Raw genomic sequence first — 17,094 nt, forward strand, 5'->3', positions numbered from 1 at the left:
CGGCCCCCGGCGCCCGCCCGCTGTCAGCGCAGGCGCCCGATCGTCTCGCGCAGGCGCCGGGCGTCCGCCAGCCGCCTCTCGTACGTGGCCCCCACCACCAGCAGCAGCAGGCCCGCCAGTGCCGGCGGGAGCCAGCGGGGCAGGGCCCCCGCGACCTGCGCCACGTACGGGGCCAGCTCGTGCAGCGCCACCGCCGCCAGTACGGCGCCGCCCAGGAGCAGCGGGGCCTGCAGGCCGCGGCGGGCGCCCGCCAGGGTCAGGGCCAGGGAAGCCAGGCCCAGCAGCAGGGGGCGCTGCCAGCCCGTGTCCGCCCAGGCCGCCAGCAAGCTCGGCAGCAGCGTCGCCGCCAGCCCCGGGCCGTACGCCGTCCAGGACGAGGCCTCCGGGTCCTTGCGGCGCCGCAGGAACCCCACCGCGAGCGCGGGCAGCGTCACCGGCAGCGTGTACGCCTCCGGCGCGGTGACCCCGTCCGAGGCCAGCCGCACCCAGGTCGCCGCCGCGAACAGCGCGCCCGCCGCCCAGCCCAGGGCGCGCCGCTCCGGGCGCACCGCCGCGCCCGCGCAGACCACCCCGGCCAGCGCCAGGACCAGCGCCAGCGTCCCGGGCCGCGGGGCCGCCAGGGCCACCGCCAGGACCCCGGCCGCCCCCGCCGCGGCCTCCGCGGGCACCCGTACGGGTCCCAGGCGCGGTCCGAGCGCGGCCACCGCCGCCGGGACCGCGAGCACCGGCAGACCCCACCAGGCCACCGCCAGGCCGGAGGCCGCGGCCGCCGCCACCACCAGCCCCGCGGCGTACCCGACCGCGCACCCGGCCGCCGTCGACCGGGCCCACCGCGGAGCGCGCCCGTACGCCGCTCCCGCGGCGCAGCCCGCGCCCAGCAGGCCCCAGACCGCGAAGGTGGCCGCGCGGCCGTCCAGCGCGCCCAGGGACACGTTCACGGCGCCGCCCAGCGCGCACACGCCCGCCGCGATCGGGACGGACCGCCCCGGGGAGCGCAGCGCCAGGAACCCGGCCGCCCCCGTCACCGCCAGCTGCGCCGCGAACACCGCCGCCGGCGCGAAGCCGAGCAGTACCGGCGCCGCGAACAGCCCCGACCAGGCCGCGACCACCGCCGCCACCGCAGGTTCCGGCCGCGAGAGCGTCCGGGACAGCCACCAGGCCGCCCCCGCCGCCAGCAGCAGGACCACCGGGGCCGACGCCCCCGGGGCGTACGGGCTCCAGCCGGGCGTCGTCCCCGACCACACCTCGTCCAGCACCGCGACCGGCGCCGCCAGCGCCGAAGCCACCGCCCCCCAGGCCCACAACGCCCCCAGGGCGGCCACCCCGGCCCCGGCCCAGGCCGACCCGCGCCGGACCGCCGCCGGCAGCGCGCGGACGCGTACGGATGCCACCAGCGGCAGCGCCACCAGCAGGTGCGCCGCCACCGCCCAGCCCGTGTCCAGGGCCGCAAGCGCCGGCCCGCCGACCGCCACCGTCCAGGCGACACCGCCCGCCGCCGCGGCCGCCGCGGCCCGCGGCTCCCGCCAGGCCGCCGCCACCCCGAGGGCCGCACCCGCCAGCAGCAGCGCCGCCGGAGCCACCGCGCCGCCGGGCGAGGCCGCCGACCAGGAGGCGGCCGTACCGAGCAGCAGCGCCCCCGAACCCAGGAGCGCGGCCAGCACCGCCGGCAGAACCCGCGTCCCCACCGCGGCCGACCGGGCGCGCAGGGTCAGGGCCGCGTCCAGCGCCGCCGTCGCCAGCAGCGCCCAGCCGACCGCGACCGGGCCGCCGTCCGCGGCCAGCACGGCCAGCGGGAGCGGCAGTTGCGCCGCCAGGACCGCCGCCGGCAGCGGCAGGCGCAGCCCCGGCAGCCCCCGGCGCGCCAGGGCGGAGCCGTACCCGGCCCAGAGCGCCGCCAGCGAGGCGGCGGCCCCCGCCGCGTACGCGGTGCCGTCGAGGCCCGCCGCGGCCACCGCGGACAGGGCGTACGCGTCCAGCACCGTCAGCAGCAGCCCCAGCGCGGCCACCGACTCGGCCGTCGAGCGCAGCCCCCGGCGCAGCAGGATGACCGGCGCGGCCAGCGCCGCCGCCGTCACCACGGCCAGCACCGCCGAACGCCCGGCGATCCCCAGGGACCCCCAGCTGACCAGCGTGAAGGCCAGCGCGGCCACCGCCAGCAGGACCGCGCCCAGGGTCAGCAGCACGTTCTGCGCGCTCGGCGCCGACGCGTCCTTCGTGGACGAGGTGCCCGCGATACCCGGCGTGCCCGCCGCCGGAGCGCGGCCGGGAGCCGGGCCCCAGCCGGGCGCGCCGGCCGGAGCGGGGGAGTACAGCAGCCGAAGCAGCCAGTCCCGGCGGCCCAGCAAGTAGAGGCGCCGGGCGTCGAGTCGGACCAGCTCGTGGTCGATGAGCGCCAGCTCTTCGGCCGGCGGCGGAGACGTGTTCATGGTTCGCAGTGTGGTGCCGGTCACGCCGCCGGCACATGGGCGTGCGTACTCAGACGCGTCTGAGTACCGCCCCGATACCGGCGAAACGGGGATGAGGGGGCGCCGCGCGGGCCAGACTGCCTCCATGGACCTGAACAGCTGGGACCGTTGGAGCCGCTACCGCTTCCGCAGCGTGTGGGACCTCGACGCGCCGCCCGCCCGCGTCTACGCCGTGCTGGAGCAGCCCGGCGAGTACCCGGCGTGGTGGCCGCAGATACGCCGGGTCCGGCCCGTCGACGACCGCACCGGCACCGCGCTGGTCCGCTCGGTCCTCCCGTACGCCCTGCACGTCACGGCCACCGAGCTGTTGCGCGATCCCGGCCGGGGCGTCCTGGAGGTGGCGCTGCGCGGCGACATCGAGGGCTGGGCGCGCTGGACCGTACGGGCGCGGGGCGCGGCGGGCGGCGGACGCAGCCGCGCGCTGTACGAGCAGGAGGTCGAGGTGCGGCGGCCGCTGATGCGGCGGCTCGCGCTCCCCGGGCGGCCCGTGTTCCAGCTGAACCACGCGCTGATGATGCGGGCGGGACAGCGCGGTCTGGCGGCCCGGCTGGCGGCGCTCCCCGAAGCGGTTTGAACCAGCCCCGGGCCTTCTGTATTGTTCAGTCCGTTCCCGGGCGATTAGCTCAGCGGGAGAGCACTTCGTTCACACCGAAGGGGTCACTGGTTCGATCCCAGTATCGCCCACCACGCATGACCCGGCTCGAACAGCGGGGCCGAACACAGGCCCCCGAGCAGGATCTTGACGGAGTACGTCGCAGGTCCCTTCCCCATCGGGGGAGGGACCTTTCGGCGTTCCGGGCCGCCTCCTACGCCGCCGTCGACAGGTCCGGCCGCAGCGGCCAGTGCGGATCGACCGACTCCGGCGTGCCCTGCCGCGCGAACCACGCCTGGAGGCCGCGCGCCTGCGCCGCGTGCCACACCTGCTGGAGCGTGTGCAGCTCAGCCGGGCTCAGCCGCTCCAGCCGCCCCGCGAACCGGCGGCCCACCGCCCGTACGAGCTCCAGCGAGGCCATCGCGTCCGCGGCCGCGTCGTGCGCGGCCTCCAGCTCTATCCCGTAGTGCGCGCACAGGTCGGTCAGCGTCCGGCGGCCCTTGCGGTACCGGTCCAGGTGCTTGTCCAGCACCCGCGGATCCAGCACCGTCAGCGGCCGGTTGTCCAGGTACCGCGACAGCGAGGACGCCCGGTGTCGGCGCAACTCCCGGTCCAGCAGCGTCAGATCGAACGGCGCGTTCATCACCACCACCGGCCGGCCCGCCACCTGCTGCTCCCCGAGCGCGCGGGCTATCTCCTCCACCACCGGCGCGGGCCAGCGTCCGTGCCGCTGGAGGTGCTCGTCGGTGAGCCCGTGCACCTCCGTGGCGCCCGCGGGCACCGGGATGCCGGGATTGACGAGCCACCGGGTGGAGCGTACCCGGCCGCCCGCGCACTCCTGCACGACGAGCGCGGCGGACACGATCCGGTCCTGCTCGACGTCCACCCCGGTCGTCTCGGTGTCGAATGAGGCCAGCGGGCCCTCGTACCAGCGTGTCATGGCGAACTCCTCGTCCCCGGTCGGCAGATGGGGCGCACGCACCCGGGCGCCTCCGCCTCCGGACGTGCCACCCTTGCCCGCTTCGGTGATACCCGGGCTGTTTGCCCCGTACGCCGTTTGCGGGGACCCGACTGCGGAGACAACAACCCTGGGGGGCCGTGCACATGACCGGCCGTCACCTCACCCACCACCCACCACCCACCACCCACCGCGGAGCCGGAAGGCACGGGGAGCCGGCCATGGCGCTCGCACAGCCCGACCAGGGCGGGGTGCTGGCGGGGCAGATCGATGCGCGGACCGGTACGCCGGGCGAGCCGCGGACCGGACCGCTGCGCGGCACACTCGCCACCACCGCCTGCATGGAGACCCTCCAGGTGGGCTACCTGCACGCCGTCGCCGCGGCGGCCGGATGCTCGCTGTCCCAGCCCTTCCCGGACAACGGCATCGACTGGCACGTCAGCCACGGCGCCCCCGAGCACGTCGTCGACGACGAGGTCACCGTCAAGGTGCAGCTCAAGGCGACGTACCAGATACCGCCCAGACCGGCCGGGCCCACCTTCTCCTTCACCCTCGACAACGAGCACCTGGTGAAGCTGGCCCGCACCCCGGTCGCCGTCCACAAGATCCTCGTCGTGATGCTCGTCCCGCGGGAGCGCGACCAGTGGCTCGCCGCCGGGCACGACCGGCTCGACCTGAGGCACTGCTGCTACTGGACCAATCTCGCCGGGCACCCCGTGACCGGCCGGCGCCGGACCACCGTCCGGATCCCGACCACGCGGATCTTCGACGACCGGGCGCTGTGCGAGATCATGACCCGGGTCGGGTCGGGAGGGACACCTTGATGCACCGGCACTCGCCGAACCTCGAACCGCTGCCGTCCACGCGCTACGCGGACCTCGCGCACCCCGCCGCACCCGATCCCGCGCAGGTCGACCCGGTGGTGCTCGGCGCCCTGCTGCGCCGGCACGGCTGGCTGCGCCGGGGCGGGGCCGCCGGCCGCTACGGGCGCTGGACCCCGCCCGCGGGCGGGTCCGGCGCCAGCCTCCTCGTCCCGGAGAGCCGGGCCTTCCCCGACTGCGGCGACCTGCTGGAGGAGGCGCTCACCGCGCTCTCGCGCAGCGCGGCGCCCTCCGCGCGGGAGGTGCTCTACGGGCTGAGCGTGCCGAGCGACGAGGTCCGCTGGGACCGGGAGAGCCCGCCCGGCCCGTACGGGCTGCGGTCCGAGGCGGCGTGGACGGCGCAGGAACAGCTCCGCTCGGCCGCCCGCCGGCTCCTGCTGGCCGGGGCCTTGGCGGACCGGGCGCGGGCCGGCTACTACGGCGCCCGGCACCGCGCGAAGGCCGAACGGGCCCTGGACGGCGTCCTGGTGGGCCCGGCTCCCGGGGCCCGGCGGCTCACCGCGTACGTCCCCGTGGACGGCGGGCGGGGCCTGGTGACCCGGCTCCACCACGCCCTGCACGCGACCCGCGAGGCCGTGGACTACCGGCGGGCCGCCGGCGGCATGGAGGCCTTCGACGCGGCCGTGGCGGCCGGGGCCAGCCGGGAGCTCGCCGACGCGCTGATCGCGCTGGTCCGGGGCACCGAGGGGGCCCGGATCGCGCTGGCCTGGGCGCCGGCGGCCGGGGTTCCGGCCGGGTGCGCGGCGCGGCCGGAACCGGTGGAGTTCTCGCCCGGCGACCTCCCGGTGCTGCGCGAGGCCGCCGCCCGCTACACCCGGGACGAACCGGCCGTCCAGGTCAGCGTCACCGGCGCGGTGGTGCGGATGCGGCGCTCGGCCCCCGGGGGCGGGGGGACCGTACGGCTGCGGATCCTCGCCGGGGCGGACGTCCCGTACGTACGGGTGGCGCTGGAGGAGGAGGCGTACGGGGTGGCGGTCCACGCCCACCTGGCGGGGCTGCCCGTCAGGGTCGGCGGGCGGCTCCAGCGGCGGGGCGGCTTCCGGCGGCTGACGGACGCGGCGGAGGTCGTGCCGGTGCCGCTGGACGAGGTCGAGCGGGACCGGCTGCTGAAGTCGCTGGACGGGGCGTTCGACGAGCCGGACGCGCTGCCGGGGGACGCGTAGGCGTCCGGCCGGGGCGCCGACCCGGGCGGGAGCGGCCGCGGCCGCGGCCGCGCGTAGCCTGGGCACCCCCGCCCGCGACCCCGAGGAACCCGCATGCCGAGCCTGCTCATCCGCCCGCTGGACCTGGCCGACGAGGCCACCGCGGGGACCGTGCACCGGATCGGCCGGGCGGCGTACGCGGTGGAGGCCGGGCTGATCGGATTCGAGGGCATCCCCGCCCTGCACGAGAGCCTCGACGAGATGCGGGCGCGGCCGCTGCGGTGGCTCGGCGCGGTGTCCGGCGAGGGCGTGCTCGCCGGCTTCCTCGCCTGGGAGGAGGAACCGGACGGCGCCGTCGGCGTCGACCGGCTCTGCGTGGACCCGGCCTGGTTCCGCCGGGGCGTCGCCTCCCTGCTGCTGCGCCACGTACTGGCGGAGCTCTTCCCGGACCGCCGCGTCGAAGTCACCACGGGCGCCGAGAACGCCCCCGCGGTGACCCTGTACGAGCGCCTCGGCTTCCTCCGCGGCCCGGACTTCTCACCGGCCCCGGGGCTGCGCATGGCGTCGTTCGGCCGGCCGCCGGCGCCGGCCCGCGGCTGAGCCGCCCGATCGGGCGCCGGTCCGGACCGGGCCGCCCGGGGACCCCGGGGCGGACCCCGCCGATAACCGTTTAGGGGCGCCGCCCCTCCGCTCGGTACGATTCAGGTGCGCAGTGTTCGCTCGCGCGCCCCCTGAGTCAGGAGAGACCGGTGTCAGACGTCCGTGTGTTCATCCAACGCGATTCCGAGCGGGACGAGCGCGTGGTGGCCACGGGCACTACGGCGGCGGAGCTCTTCGCCGGCGAGCGCACCATCGTCGCCGCCCGCATCGCCGGTGAGCTGAAGGACCTCGCGTACGAGGTGAAGGACGGCGAGACCGTCGAGCCGGTGGAGATCTCCTCCGAGGACGGCCTGAACATCCTGCGCCACTCGGCCGCCCACGTCATGGCGCAGGCCGTGCAGGAGCTGTTCCCCGAGGCCAAGCTGGGCATCGGCCCGCCGGTCCGGGACGGCTTCTACTACGACTTCGACGTCGCGAAGCCCTTCACCCCCGAGGACCTCAAGGTCATCGAGAAGAAGATGCAGGAGATCCAGAAGCGCGGGCAGCGCTTCTCCCGCCGCGTGGTCACCGACGAGGCGGCCCGCGAGGAGCTCGCGGACGAGCCGTACAAGCTGGAGCTCATCGGCATCAAGGGCTCCGCGTCGACCGACGACGGCGCGAACGTCGAGGTGGGCGCCGGCGAGCTGACCATCTACGACAACCTCGACCCGAAGACCGGCGACCTGTGCTGGAAGGACCTCTGCCGGGGTCCCCACCTGCCCACCACCCGCAACATCCCGGCCTTCAAGCTCATGCGCAACGCCGCCGCCTACTGGCGCGGCAGCGAGAAGAACCCGATGCTCCAGCGCATCTACGGCACCGCGTGGCCGTCGAAGGAGGAGCTGAAGGCCCACCTCGACTTCCTCGCCGAGGCCGAGAAGCGCGACCACCGCAAGCTCGGCAGCGAGCTCGACCTCTTCTCCGTCCCGGACGAGATCGGCTCCGGCCTGGCCGTCTTCCACCCGCGCGGCGGGATCATCCGCCGGACCATGGAGGACTACTCGCGCCGCCGGCACGAGGAGGAGGGCTACGAGTTCGTCTACACCCCGCACGCCACCAAGGGCGCCCTCTTCGAGAAGAGCGGCCACCTGGACTGGTACGCGGAGGGCATGTACCCCCCCATGCAGCTCGACGGTGGTACCGACTACTACCTCAAGCCCATGAACTGCCCGATGCACAACCTGATCTTCGACGCGCGCGGCCGCTCCTACCGCGAACTGCCGCTGCGCCTCTTCGAGTTCGGCACCGTGTACCGGTACGAGAAGTCGGGCGTCGTGCACGGCCTGACCCGCGCCCGGGGCTTCACCCAGGACGACGCGCACATCTACTGCACCCGCGAGCAGATGGCGGAGGAGCTCGACCGCACGCTCACCTTCGTGCTGAACCTGCTCCGCGACTACGGCCTGACCGACTTCTACCTGGAGCTCTCCACCAAGGACCCGGAGAAGTTCGTCGGCTCGGACGAGGCCTGGGAGGAGGCCACCGCGGTCCTTCAGTCGGTCGCCGAGAAGCAGGGCCTGCCCCTGGTCCCGGACCCGGGCGGCGCCGCGTTCTACGGCCCGAAGATCTCCGTCCAGTGCCGTGATGCCATCGGCCGCACCTGGCAGATGTCGACCGTCCAGCTCGACTTCAACCTGCCGGAACGCTTCAACCTGGAGTACACCGCGCCGGACGGCTCGCGCCAGCGGCCGGTCATGATCCACCGTGCGCTGTTCGGCTCGATCGAGCGGTTCTTCGCCGTGCTGCTGGAGCACTACGCGGGCGCCATGCCGCCGTGGCTGGCCCCGGTCCAGGCGGTCGGCATCCCGATCGGCGACGGGCACGTGGAGTACCTGCAGGAGTTCGCCGCCGAGGCGAAGAAGCAGGGCCTGCGGGTCGAGGTGGACGCCTCCTCCGACCGGATGCAGAAGAAGATCAGGAACCATCAGAAGCTCAAGGTGCCGTTCATGGTCATCGTCGGTGACGAGGACATGGCCGCGGGCACCGTCTCCTTCCGCTACCGCGACGGTTCGCAGGAGAACGGCATCGCGAAGGACGAGGCCCTGGCCAAGCTGGCGAAGGCAGTCGCGGACCGCGTCCAGGTCTGATCCGAGCAGAGCGCGCACGGCGGGCCCCCGGGAGGCGATCACTTTCCCGGGGGCCTTCCTCGTCCGCTCGGGCAAGGTCATATGCTGCATCCCATGACGATTGAGCCGGAGCAGCAGATCGGGGTGGGCACGCAGGACGCGTTCCAGCGTCTGTGGACGCCCCACCGGATGGCCTACATCCAGGGGGAGAACAAGCCGACCGGCCCGGAGGCCGGGGACGGCTGCCCCTTCTGCGGGATTCCGGAGATGTCGGACCAGGACGGGCTGGTCGTGGCGCGCGGCCGGCACGTGTACGCGGTGCTGAACCTCTACCCGTACAACGGCGGCCACCTGATGGTGGTCCCCTACCGGCACGTCGCCGACTACACCGAGCTCGACGGGCCGGAGACGGCGGAGCTGGCCGACCTCACCAAGCGGGCGATGGTCGCGCTGCGCAAGGCGTCCGGGGCGCACGGCTTCAACATCGGCATGAACCAGGGCGCGGCCGCGGGGGCGGGCATCGCCGCGCACCTGCACCAGCACATCGTCCCCCGCTGGGGCGGCGACACGAACTTCATGCCGGTGGTCGGACACACCAAGGTGCTGCCCCAACTCCTCGCGGACACCCGCCGGATGCTCGCCGACGCCTGGCCCGTCGACTAGGCCCGCGGGCCAGGCCGCCGGCTAGGCCGGTCCGGCGCCGGTCCCGGCTCGGCCGGGGGCCCGGTCCCCGCGCTCGCGCCAGGTGCGCAGCACGGCCTCCACGTCGAACTCCGTCAGGTTCAGCGGAGGTCCCGGCGGCGGCCTGCGCAGGGCCGCGCGGATCTTCTCGTTGACCTCGGTGAGGATGGCCCGCACCTGGCGCTCGGAGCGGGCCGCCAGGGCCTTCACCAGCGCGTCCTCGGCCTCCTTGCGGAGCGCGAGGGCCGGCGGCAGGACGGCGAACCCCTCGCGGTGCAGCTTCCCCTTGACCCACCACAGCTCGTCGTACGGGGCGTCGAGCGAGGCGAGCGGCTTCCCGTACCCGGGAAGGTCCTCGAAGTCCCCGCGGGCGGCGGCCTCCCGGATCTGCCGGTCCACGAATGTCTCGAAGTCGACGCCAGGCGGTTTGCGCTCGGTCACGGGTCGCTCCTCCGGTGCGTACGGATGCCCTGGGCTGCGCCTTCAGCGTAACCGGGAGCCCGTCGCCCCGGCCGGGCGGGTCGGCCGCGGCCGGGGGAGGGGCGGCACGATCCGAAAGAGGCGCCCTAGCCGTCGTACGCGTCCGCCTTGCGCGGCGACGGTTCCTGGACCATGCCGCTCATGATCGAGGAGCGGGTGGTGAAGCGCTCGGTGTCGACGCCGTTCTCCTCCAGGACCTTGAAGGTCGCCGCGTGCACGGACCGCAGGACCGGGGCCACGGTGCGCAGGGCGTCGTCGGCCATGAACCGGTGGCGCCACATCGAGCCGGCCCAGACGTGGCGGACGCCGAAGGGTTCCGGCAGGACCAGCTTGCCGCCGAGGTAGTCCAGGACCGGCGGGTACCACGTGAGCGGGGCGCGTACCGCGAGCCGCACCACCTCGGTGGCGTCGACCAGCGGGAGCGAGCGCTCCGCGGTCTCCCAGAAGCGGATGCTCTTGGGCACCTCCACCGTCGGGGCCTTGGCCTTCGTGGTGAACAGGCCGTTCACGGGGCCCAGGGCGTGCGCCGTCACGTCCACGCGCAGGGTCTTGTAGAGCACGGTGACGGTCACCAGCATGGTGATGACGAGCTGGCCGTCCCAGAGCGGGTACTGGATGCCGAGGTAGTGCCGGTTGCCGGCGCTGAACTGCTGCTCGTTGCAGATCCGGGTGATCTCGTGCGGCTTGATCAGGAAGGTGTCGACGTTCTCGCCGCTGGGGCGGGCCACCTCGGCGGCGCCCTCGCCGACCGGGGTCACGATCCAGTGCTGGATGGCGGCGGGCGGGAACCCGCCGGTGTGCAGGGGGCCGCGCTCCAGCTTGCGGAGCTGGGCGTCGATCGAGCGTATGACGTCCCAGCTGCGGAAGGGGTGGATCTCGGCGACGTCCTCCTTGGGGGCGAGCTCTTCGGCCATCTGCCAGTTGCCCCAGCGGGTGCCCATGCCCAGGATGCCCTTGGCGCCCGCGTAGAAGACCGAGTTGCTGCGGTCCTCGGCGGTCAGTTTCGCCAGCTGGTGGCGCAGGTCCTCGCGCGCCTTCTCGTCCGGGTTGCCGGGCACCGCCTCGGGGATCTTCGCGGCGACCCCGCCGCCGCCCAGCAGTCCGTCCCAGCGCGCGCGCAGGTCGGTGGCGGTCGCCTCGCAGATCCGGCGGGCGAGGAACCAGCCCAGGGCCGGGGCGATGATCATGCCGCGCAGGTAGAGGCCGAGGAAACCGGTGAACGGCAGCCTGAACATCAGTATCGCCACCAGGATGGCGACACCGATCAGGAGGGCGGTGCCGATCCAGGAGCCGCGCTTGTTGTCGCCGGAGGTCAGCGACTTGCGGAGCTGGAAGAGCCCCAGCCACAGCAGCAGACCGGGCAGGAACAGCACGCCGCAGACGAGCATGATCAGGCGGAGCTTGCGGTCACGCTCCTTGCGGATCCGGGACGCGGCCAGGCAGTGCTCCACGACGGTCTGCGGATCGGCGCCGAAGGACTGGATCAGCGGCTTGCGGCCGGGGCTGAGGGTGCGCGCCTCGACGGCGCGGCAGAAGGCCTCGCCGAGGCTGGGCTCGAAGAGGGAGATCTTCGGGGGCTTGACCGTGGACGCGTGGTGCTCGCTGTTGGCGCCGAGTATGAGGTCGAGTCTGGTGTCCTTCGCGCCGTCCCGGTACGCCGCGGAGGCCAGCGCGTTGGTCGCCGCGGTCTGCCCGCCGCCCCCCTGGAGGGGGATCTGCGCTCCGGGCCTGAAGTCGAATCCGTCGTCCGCCACCGCTGCCCCCATCGCTGTGCGTCGTGCCCCTGGTGCGCCGACGAGCTTATCGGCGGATCCCGCCCCATGGTCATGGGACAGGGAAATGCCGCCCACCGCAAGCGGGTTGGATGGGCGACCGATCCGGTGCTACACCAACTGACTTCCCTTCCCGGCGTGTTCGCGCACCTTGTCCGCGATGTGGGACGGCACGGGTTCGTGGCGTACGTAGGACCGGGCGAAGCCGCCGGTGCCGTGGGAGACGGAGCGCAGCTCGACGGCGTAGCGGCCGATCTCGATCTCGGGGACCTCGGCGCGTACGCGGGTGCGCCCCGGGCCGGCCTGCTCGGTGCCGACGACGCGGCCGCGGCGGCCCGCGAGGTCGCTCATCACCGGGCCGACGTACTCGTCGGGGACGACGACGGAGAGCTCCGCGACCGGTTCGAGGAGGTCGATGCGGGCCCCGGCGGCCGCCTCGCGCAGGGCGAGCGCGCCGGCGGTCTGGAAGGCGGCGTCGGAGGAGTCCACCGAGTGTGCCTTGCCGTCGAGGAGGGTGACGCGCACGTCGACCAGCGGATGGCCGGCCGCCACCCCGCGGGCGGCCTGCGCGCGTACGCCCTTCTCCACGGACGGGATGAACTGCCGGGGCACGGAGCCGCCGACGACCCGGTCGACGAACTCGACGCCGCTGCCGGGCGGGAGCGGCTCCACCTCGATCTCGCAGATCGCGAACTGGCCGTGGCCGCCGGACTGCTTCACGTGGCGGCCGCGCCCGGCGGCCTTGGCGCCGAAGGTCTCGCGCAGGCTGACCTTGTACGGGACCGGGTCGACCTGGACGCCGTACCGGGTGCGCAGCCGCTCCAGGGTGACCTCCTGGTGGGCCTCGCCGAGGCACCACAGGACGAGCTGGCGGGTGTGCGGGTTCTGTTCCAGCCGCAGGGTCGGGTCCTCGGCGACCAGGCGCGCCAGGCCCTGGGAGAGCTTGTCCTCGTCGGCCTTGCTGTGGGCCTCGACGGCCAGGGGGAGCAGCGGGTCCGGCATGGGCCAGGGCTCCATGAGGAGCGGGCGCTCCTTGGCGGAGAGGGTGTCGCCTGTCTCGGCGCGGGTCAGCTTGGCCACGCAGGCGAGGTCGCCGGCGATGCACCGGTCCAGGCTCCGCTGCTGCTTGCCGAAGGGGGAGGTGAGGGTGCCGATGCGCTCCTGGAGGTCGTGGTCCTCGTGGCCGCGGTCGGCGAGGCCGTGGCCGGAGACGTGGACGGTCGCCTCGGGGCGCAGGGTGCCGGAGAAGACGCGGACGAGGGAGACCCGGCCGACGTACGGGTCGGAGGAGGTCTTGACGACCTCGGCGACGAGCGGCCCGTCGGGATCGCAGGTGACGTCCGGGCGGGCGGCGCCGTCGGGCGCGGTCACGGTCAGGGCGGCGCGCTCCAGCGGCGTGGGGAAGCCGCCGGTCACGAGTTCGAGGAGTTCCACGGTGCCCAGGCCCTGGCGGGCGCCGTCGGCGGCGGGGGCGGCCATCAGGACGGGGTGGAAGGTGCCGCGGGCGACGGCGCGCTCCAGGTCGTCGACGAGGGTCGCGAGGTCGATGTCCTCGCCGCCGAGGTAGCGGTCCATGAGGCCCTCGTCCTCGCTCTCGGCGATGATCCCCTCGATCAGGCGGGAGCGGGCCGCGTCGATGAGGGCCCGTTCGGCCGGGTCCGGGTCGCGCTCGGCGCGCTCGCCGGAGGAGTAGTCGTACGCGCGCCGCGAGAGCAGGCCGAGGAGCCCGGTGACGGGGGCGTGCCCGTCGGGGCCCGCGGGGCCGTACAGGGGCAGGTAGAGCGGGATGACGGCGTCGGGGTCGTCGGCGCCGAAGGCGTCACCGCAGACGGATGCCATCCGGTCGTAGTCGGCGCGGGCGGCCTCCAGGTGGGTGACGACGATCGCGCGGGGCATCCCCACGGCCGCGCACTCGTCCCAGACCGCGCGGGTGGCCCCGGACAGGCCCTCGGCGCCGTCCGCGGCCGAGACGACGAAGAGGGCCGCGTCCGCGGCGCGCAGACCGGCCCTGAGCTCTCCGACGAAGTCGGCGTATCCCGGAGTGTCCAGGATGTTGATTTTGATTCCGTCCCAGGCGACCGGGACGAGCGACAGCTGGACCGAGCGCCGGCGCCGGTGCTCGATCTCGTCGTAGTCGGAGACCGTGGCGCCGTCCTCGACCCGGCCGGCCCGGTTCACGGCTCCGGCGGTCAGGGCCAGGGCCTCGACGAGGGTGGTTTTGCCCGAACCGCTGTGGCCGACCAGCACGACGTTCCGTACGCAGGAGGGGCGGTCGGCCGTCAGTGCCCTGCCGGCGGCTCCGGATGGGTGTGATGTGGCTCCCATGGTGCTCGTGCCTCCCGATGGTGACGGTGAGGAGGGAAACGGGGTCCTTCGAGCTTTGCACCGGTGTCACACCGCGTCCATACGTCGTACCGGGGGCGTACCCGTGGCGCACCGGAGGCGTGCCGGGAGGCGTCGGAGGGATGAAGTACGGCCCCCGCGGCCCGAACCGGTGGGTGCGCGGCGCCCGGGAGGCGGCGTGCTGGCTACGATGGGCCAGCCGGTGGCCGTGGTGGCCGTGCGGCCCAGCGACCCTCCGGGAAGGCCATGCTGAACAAGTACGCGCGTGCATTCTTCACGCGTGTTCTCACGCCATTCGCCGCATTTCTGCTCCGGCGGGGGGTGAGTCCGGACGCGGTCACCCTGATCGGCACGGCCGGAGTGGCGGCGGGAGCGCTGGTCTTCTTCCCCCGGGGCGAGTTCTTCTGGGGCACGATCACGATCACCCTCTTCGTCTTCTCCGACCTGGTGGACGGGAACATGGCCCGCCAGGCCGGTGTCTCCAGCCGGTGGGGGGCCTTCCTCGACTCCACCCTCGACCGGGTCGCGGACGCGGCGATCTTCGGCGGGCTCGCGCTCTGGTACGCGGGCTCCGGGAACGACAACGCGCTCTGCGCCGTCGCGATCTTCTGCCTGGCCAGCGGCCAGGTGGTCTCGTACACCAAGGCCCGGGGCGAGTCGATCGGGCTTCCGGTCGCCGTCAACGGCCTCATCGAGCGGGCCGAGCGGCTGGTCATCTCGCTGGTCGCGGCCGGGCTCTCCGGCCTGACGACCTTCGGGGTGCCGTCGTGGATCGGCGTCCTGCTGCCGATCGCGCTGTGGATCGTCGCCGCGGGCTCCCTCGTCACGCTGATCCAGCGGGTGGTCACCGTACGCCGCGAGGCCGCCGAGGCCGACGCCGCCGCGGCCGCGGCCGCCGAAGGGGGCACCGCCTGATGGGCACCGCACAGGACAAGCTGGTCGACGGGCTGTACGGGCTCGGCTGGGCCGGAGTCAAGAAGCTGCCCGAGCCGGCCGCGGTCGCCCTCGGCCGCCGGATCGCGGACTTCGCGTGGAAGCGCCGCGGCAAGAGCGTGCTGCGGCTGGAGTCCAACCTGGCCCGGGTGGTGCCGGACGCCGGTCCGGAGCGGCTGCGCGAGCTGTCCAAGGCCGGCATGCGCTCCTACATGCGGTACTGGATGGAATCGTTCCGGCTGCCCACCATGGATCCGAAGCGGTTCGGCACCGATGTGCAGATGAAGGACGACCACATCCTGCGCGAGGCCCTCGCCTCCGGCCGCGGGGTCGTCGTCGCCCTGCCGCACCTGGCCAACTGGGATCTCGCCGGGGCCTGGGCCACAGGCCACATCGGCGTGCCGCTCACCACGGTCGCCGAGCGGCTCAAGCCCGAGACCCTCTACGACCGCTTCGTGGCCTACCGGGAGAGCCTGGGCATGGAGGTCCTGCCCCACAGCGGCGGCGCCGCCTTCGGCACCCTCGCCCGCCGCCTCCGCTCCGGCGGCCTGGTCTGCCTCGTCGCCGACCGGGACCTGTCCGCGTCCGGGATCGAGGTGGACTTCTTCGGCGCCACGGCGCGCATGCCGGCCGGCCCGGCGCTGCTCGCCCAGCACACGGGCGCGGCGCTGCTCCCCGCCACCCTGTACTACGGGGACGCGCCACAGCTGTACGGCCGCATCCACCCCGAGGTGGAGGTGCCGAAGGCGGGTACCCGGACCGAGAAGACCGCCGTCATGACGCAGGCGCTCGCGGACGTCTTCGCGCAGGGCATCGCGGAACACCCGCAGGACTGGCACATGCTCCAGCGCCTGTGGCTCGACGACCTGGAGGAGCGCCCGTAGTGAAGATCGGCATCGTGTGTCCGTACTCGTGGGACGTGCCGGGCGGCGTCCAGTTCCACATCCGCGACCTGGCGGAGCACCTGATCCGCCTCGGCCACGAGGTGTCGGTGCTGGCCCCGGCCGACGACGAGACCCCGCTGCCGCCGTACGTGGTCCCGGCGGGACGGGCGGTGCCGGTGCCGTACAACGGGTCGGTGGCCCGGCTGAACTTCGGCTTCCTCTCGGCGGCCCGGGTGCGCCGCTGGCTGCACGACGGCGTCTTCGACGTCCTCCACATCCACGAGCCCGCCTCGCCCTCCCTGGGGCTGCTGGCCTGCTGGGCGGCGCAGGGCCCCATCGTGGCCACCTTCCACACCTCCAACCCCCGCTCGCGGGCGATGATCGCCGCGTACCCGATCCTGCAGCCGGCGCTGGAGAAGATCAGCGCCCGGATCGCGGTGAGCGAGTACGCGCGGCGCACGCTCGTGGAGCACCTGGGCGGGGACGCGGTGGTGATCCCGAACGGGGTCGACGTGGACTTCTTCGCCAAGGCCGAGCCCAAGGCCGAGTGGGGCGGGCAGACGCTCGGCTTCATCGGCCGCATCGACGAACCCCGCAAGGGCCTGCCGGTGCTGATGGCGGCCTTCCCGAAGATCGCGGAGGCCTGCCCGGACGTACGCCTGCTGGTCGCCGGCCGCGGCGACGAGGAGGATGCCGTCGCCTCCCTGCCCGCGGAACTCCGGGCGCGGGTGGAGTTCCTCGGCATGGTCTCGGACGAGGACAAGGCACGGCTGCTGCGCAGCGTGGACGTGTACGTCGCCCCCAACACCGGCGGCGAGAGCTTCGGCATCATCCTCGTCGAGGCCCTGTCGGCGGGCGCGGCGGTACTGGCCTCGGACCTCGACGCCTTCGCGCAGGTCCTGGACCAGGGCGGGGCGGGCGACCTCTTCGCCAACGAGAACGCCGACGCGCTCGCGGCCGGCGCGATCACCCTCCTGCGGGACCCGGCCCGGCGCGCCGAGCTGAGCGCCCGCGGCTCGGCGCACGTGCGCCGCTTCGACTGGTCGACGGTCGCCGCGGACATCCTGGCCGTGTACGAGACGGTGACGGACGGCGCGGCGGCGGTGGCCGAGGACGAACGCGTCCCCCTCCGCACCCGGCTCGGCCTCTCCCGGGACGCCTGACGGCGGCGCCGGCGGGCCCGGCGGCGACACCGGGCCCGCCGGAGCGGCCGGGCCCGCCTGAGCGCCGCCCGGCCCACCGGCGCTGACCGGGGCCG

14 protein-coding genes and 1 tRNA gene are annotated in these 17,094 nt (G+C 74.4%); 10 read left to right on the top strand and 5 right to left on the bottom strand.

The window, feature by feature from the left end; all coding sequences use genetic code 11:
- Positions 1 to 23: 23 nt before the first annotated feature.
- A complete protein-coding gene (locus OTB16_RS24095) occupies positions 24 to 2,426 on the bottom strand; it encodes an SCO7613 C-terminal domain-containing membrane protein (RefSeq protein ID WP_267722802.1) in 2,403 nt (800 codons plus the stop codon).
- 124 nt (positions 2,427 to 2,550) lie between these two features.
- Here OTB16_RS24095 and OTB16_RS24100 point away from each other — a divergent pair, with 124 nt between their 5' ends.
- Together OTB16_RS24100 and OTB16_RS24105 are read left to right on the top strand one after the other, a co-directional pair.
- Positions 2,551 to 3,039, top strand: coding sequence for an SRPBCC family protein (locus tag OTB16_RS24100; protein ID WP_267722804.1), 489 nt, complete (start codon positions 2,551 to 2,553; stop codon positions 3,037 to 3,039).
- 38 nt (positions 3,040 to 3,077) lie between these two features.
- Positions 3,078 to 3,152: transfer RNA gene (locus OTB16_RS24105), tRNA-Val, on the top strand.
- 119 nt (positions 3,153 to 3,271) lie between these two features.
- On the opposite strand, the gene OTB16_RS24110 is transcribed toward OTB16_RS24105, so the two are convergent.
- Positions 3,272 to 3,997 (bottom strand): 3'-5' exonuclease, encoded by a 726-nt coding sequence (locus tag OTB16_RS24110; protein ID WP_267722805.1) that lies wholly within the window; start codon positions 3,995 to 3,997, stop codon positions 3,272 to 3,274.
- A gap of 239 nt (positions 3,998 to 4,236) precedes the next feature.
- Between OTB16_RS24110 and OTB16_RS24115 the strand changes: the two genes are divergently transcribed.
- From OTB16_RS24115 to OTB16_RS24135, 5 genes are all read left to right on the top strand, one after another.
- Positions 4,237 to 4,839: a DUF4365 domain-containing protein gene (locus OTB16_RS24115; RefSeq protein WP_267722807.1), complete on the top strand. Its 603-nt coding sequence runs from the start codon at positions 4,237 to 4,239 to the stop codon at positions 4,837 to 4,839.
- Positions 4,839 to 6,059 (top strand): hypothetical protein, encoded by a 1,221-nt coding sequence (locus OTB16_RS24120; RefSeq protein WP_267722809.1) that lies wholly within the window; start codon positions 4,839 to 4,841, stop codon positions 6,057 to 6,059. Before OTB16_RS24115 ends, OTB16_RS24120 begins: the two co-directional genes overlap by 1 nt.
- 93 nt (positions 6,060 to 6,152) lie before the next feature.
- Positions 6,153 to 6,638 carry a GNAT family N-acetyltransferase gene (locus OTB16_RS24125; RefSeq protein WP_267722811.1) on the top strand — a complete coding sequence of 162 codons (486 nt, stop codon included), beginning with the start codon at positions 6,153 to 6,155 and terminating at the stop codon, positions 6,636 to 6,638.
- Positions 6,639 to 6,787: 149 nt separating this feature from the next.
- Positions 6,788 to 8,764, top strand: coding sequence for a threonine--tRNA ligase (thrS, locus tag OTB16_RS24130; protein ID WP_267722813.1), 1,977 nt, complete (start codon positions 6,788 to 6,790; stop codon positions 8,762 to 8,764).
- Positions 8,765 to 8,845: 81 nt separating this feature from the next.
- Entirely contained in the window at positions 8,846 to 9,406 is a 561-nt protein-coding gene (locus tag OTB16_RS24135; protein ID WP_267722814.1) for an HIT family protein, read from the top strand.
- Positions 9,407 to 9,427: 21 nt separating this feature from the next.
- On the opposite strand, the gene OTB16_RS24140 is transcribed toward OTB16_RS24135, so the two are convergent.
- From OTB16_RS24140 to OTB16_RS24150, 3 genes are all read right to left on the bottom strand, one after another.
- Positions 9,428 to 9,865 carry a DnaJ family domain-containing protein gene (locus OTB16_RS24140; protein WP_267722816.1) on the bottom strand — a complete coding sequence of 146 codons (438 nt, stop codon included), beginning with the start codon at positions 9,863 to 9,865 and terminating at the stop codon, positions 9,428 to 9,430.
- Between the two features lie 125 nt (positions 9,866 to 9,990).
- Complete coding sequence (locus OTB16_RS24145) at positions 9,991 to 11,658, bottom strand: hypothetical protein (RefSeq protein WP_267722818.1); 1,668 nt, start codon at positions 11,656 to 11,658, stop codon at positions 9,991 to 9,993.
- A 129-nt stretch (positions 11,659 to 11,787) separates the two neighbouring features.
- On the bottom strand, positions 11,788 to 14,001 hold the full coding sequence (locus OTB16_RS24150; RefSeq protein ID WP_267722819.1) for an elongation factor G-like protein EF-G2: 2,214 nt from the start codon (positions 13,999 to 14,001) through the stop codon (positions 11,788 to 11,790).
- Between the two features lie 264 nt (positions 14,002 to 14,265).
- Between OTB16_RS24150 and pgsA the strand changes: the two genes are divergently transcribed.
- The 3 genes from pgsA to OTB16_RS24165 are packed head-to-tail and all read left to right on the top strand — an operon-like array spanning position 14,266 to position 16,999.
- On the top strand, positions 14,266 to 14,934 hold the full coding sequence (pgsA, locus tag OTB16_RS24155; RefSeq protein ID WP_267722821.1) for a phosphatidylinositol phosphate synthase: 669 nt from the start codon (positions 14,266 to 14,268) through the stop codon (positions 14,932 to 14,934).
- Positions 14,934 to 15,836, top strand: coding sequence for a phosphatidylinositol mannoside acyltransferase (locus tag OTB16_RS24160; RefSeq protein ID WP_267722823.1), 903 nt, complete (start codon positions 14,934 to 14,936; stop codon positions 15,834 to 15,836). The genes pgsA and OTB16_RS24160 overlap by 1 nt, the downstream gene beginning before the upstream one ends.
- Positions 15,836 to 16,999, top strand: a complete 1,164-nt coding sequence (locus OTB16_RS24165) for a glycosyltransferase family 4 protein (RefSeq protein ID WP_267722825.1) — start codon at positions 15,836 to 15,838, stop codon at positions 16,997 to 16,999. The genes OTB16_RS24160 and OTB16_RS24165 overlap by 1 nt, the downstream gene beginning before the upstream one ends.
- The last annotated feature ends 95 nt before the right edge of the window (positions 17,000 to 17,094 follow it).

The organism is Streptomyces antarcticus, from assembly GCF_026627255.1.
Lineage (GTDB): Bacteria > Actinomycetota > Actinomycetes > Streptomycetales > Streptomycetaceae > Streptomyces > Streptomyces antarcticus.

Excerpts from the sequence above, each read along its gene's own strand:
- OTB16_RS24095 (WP_267722802.1), bottom strand. The coding sequence starts at position 2,426 with ATGAACACGTCTCCGCCGCCGGCCGAAGAGCTGGCGCTCATCGACCAC.
- OTB16_RS24100 (WP_267722804.1), top strand. The coding sequence starts at position 2,551 with ATGGACCTGAACAGCTGGGACCGTTGGAGCCGCTACCGCTTCCGCAGC.
- OTB16_RS24110 (WP_267722805.1), bottom strand. The coding sequence starts at position 3,997 with ATGACACGCTGGTACGAGGGCCCGCTGGCCTCATTCGACACCGAGACG.
- OTB16_RS24115 (WP_267722807.1), top strand. The coding sequence starts at position 4,237 with ATGGCGCTCGCACAGCCCGACCAGGGCGGGGTGCTGGCGGGGCAGATC.
- OTB16_RS24120 (WP_267722809.1), top strand. The coding sequence starts at position 4,839 with ATGCACCGGCACTCGCCGAACCTCGAACCGCTGCCGTCCACGCGCTAC.
- OTB16_RS24125 (WP_267722811.1), top strand. The coding sequence starts at position 6,153 with ATGCCGAGCCTGCTCATCCGCCCGCTGGACCTGGCCGACGAGGCCACC.
- OTB16_RS24135 (WP_267722814.1), top strand. The coding sequence starts at position 8,846 with ATGCTGCATCCCATGACGATTGAGCCGGAGCAGCAGATCGGGGTGGGC.
- OTB16_RS24150 (WP_267722819.1), bottom strand. The coding sequence starts at position 14,001 with ATGGGAGCCACATCACACCCATCCGGAGCCGCCGGCAGGGCACTGACG.
- pgsA (WP_267722821.1), top strand. The coding sequence starts at position 14,266 with ATGCTGAACAAGTACGCGCGTGCATTCTTCACGCGTGTTCTCACGCCA.
- OTB16_RS24160 (WP_267722823.1), top strand. The coding sequence starts at position 14,934 with ATGGGCACCGCACAGGACAAGCTGGTCGACGGGCTGTACGGGCTCGGC.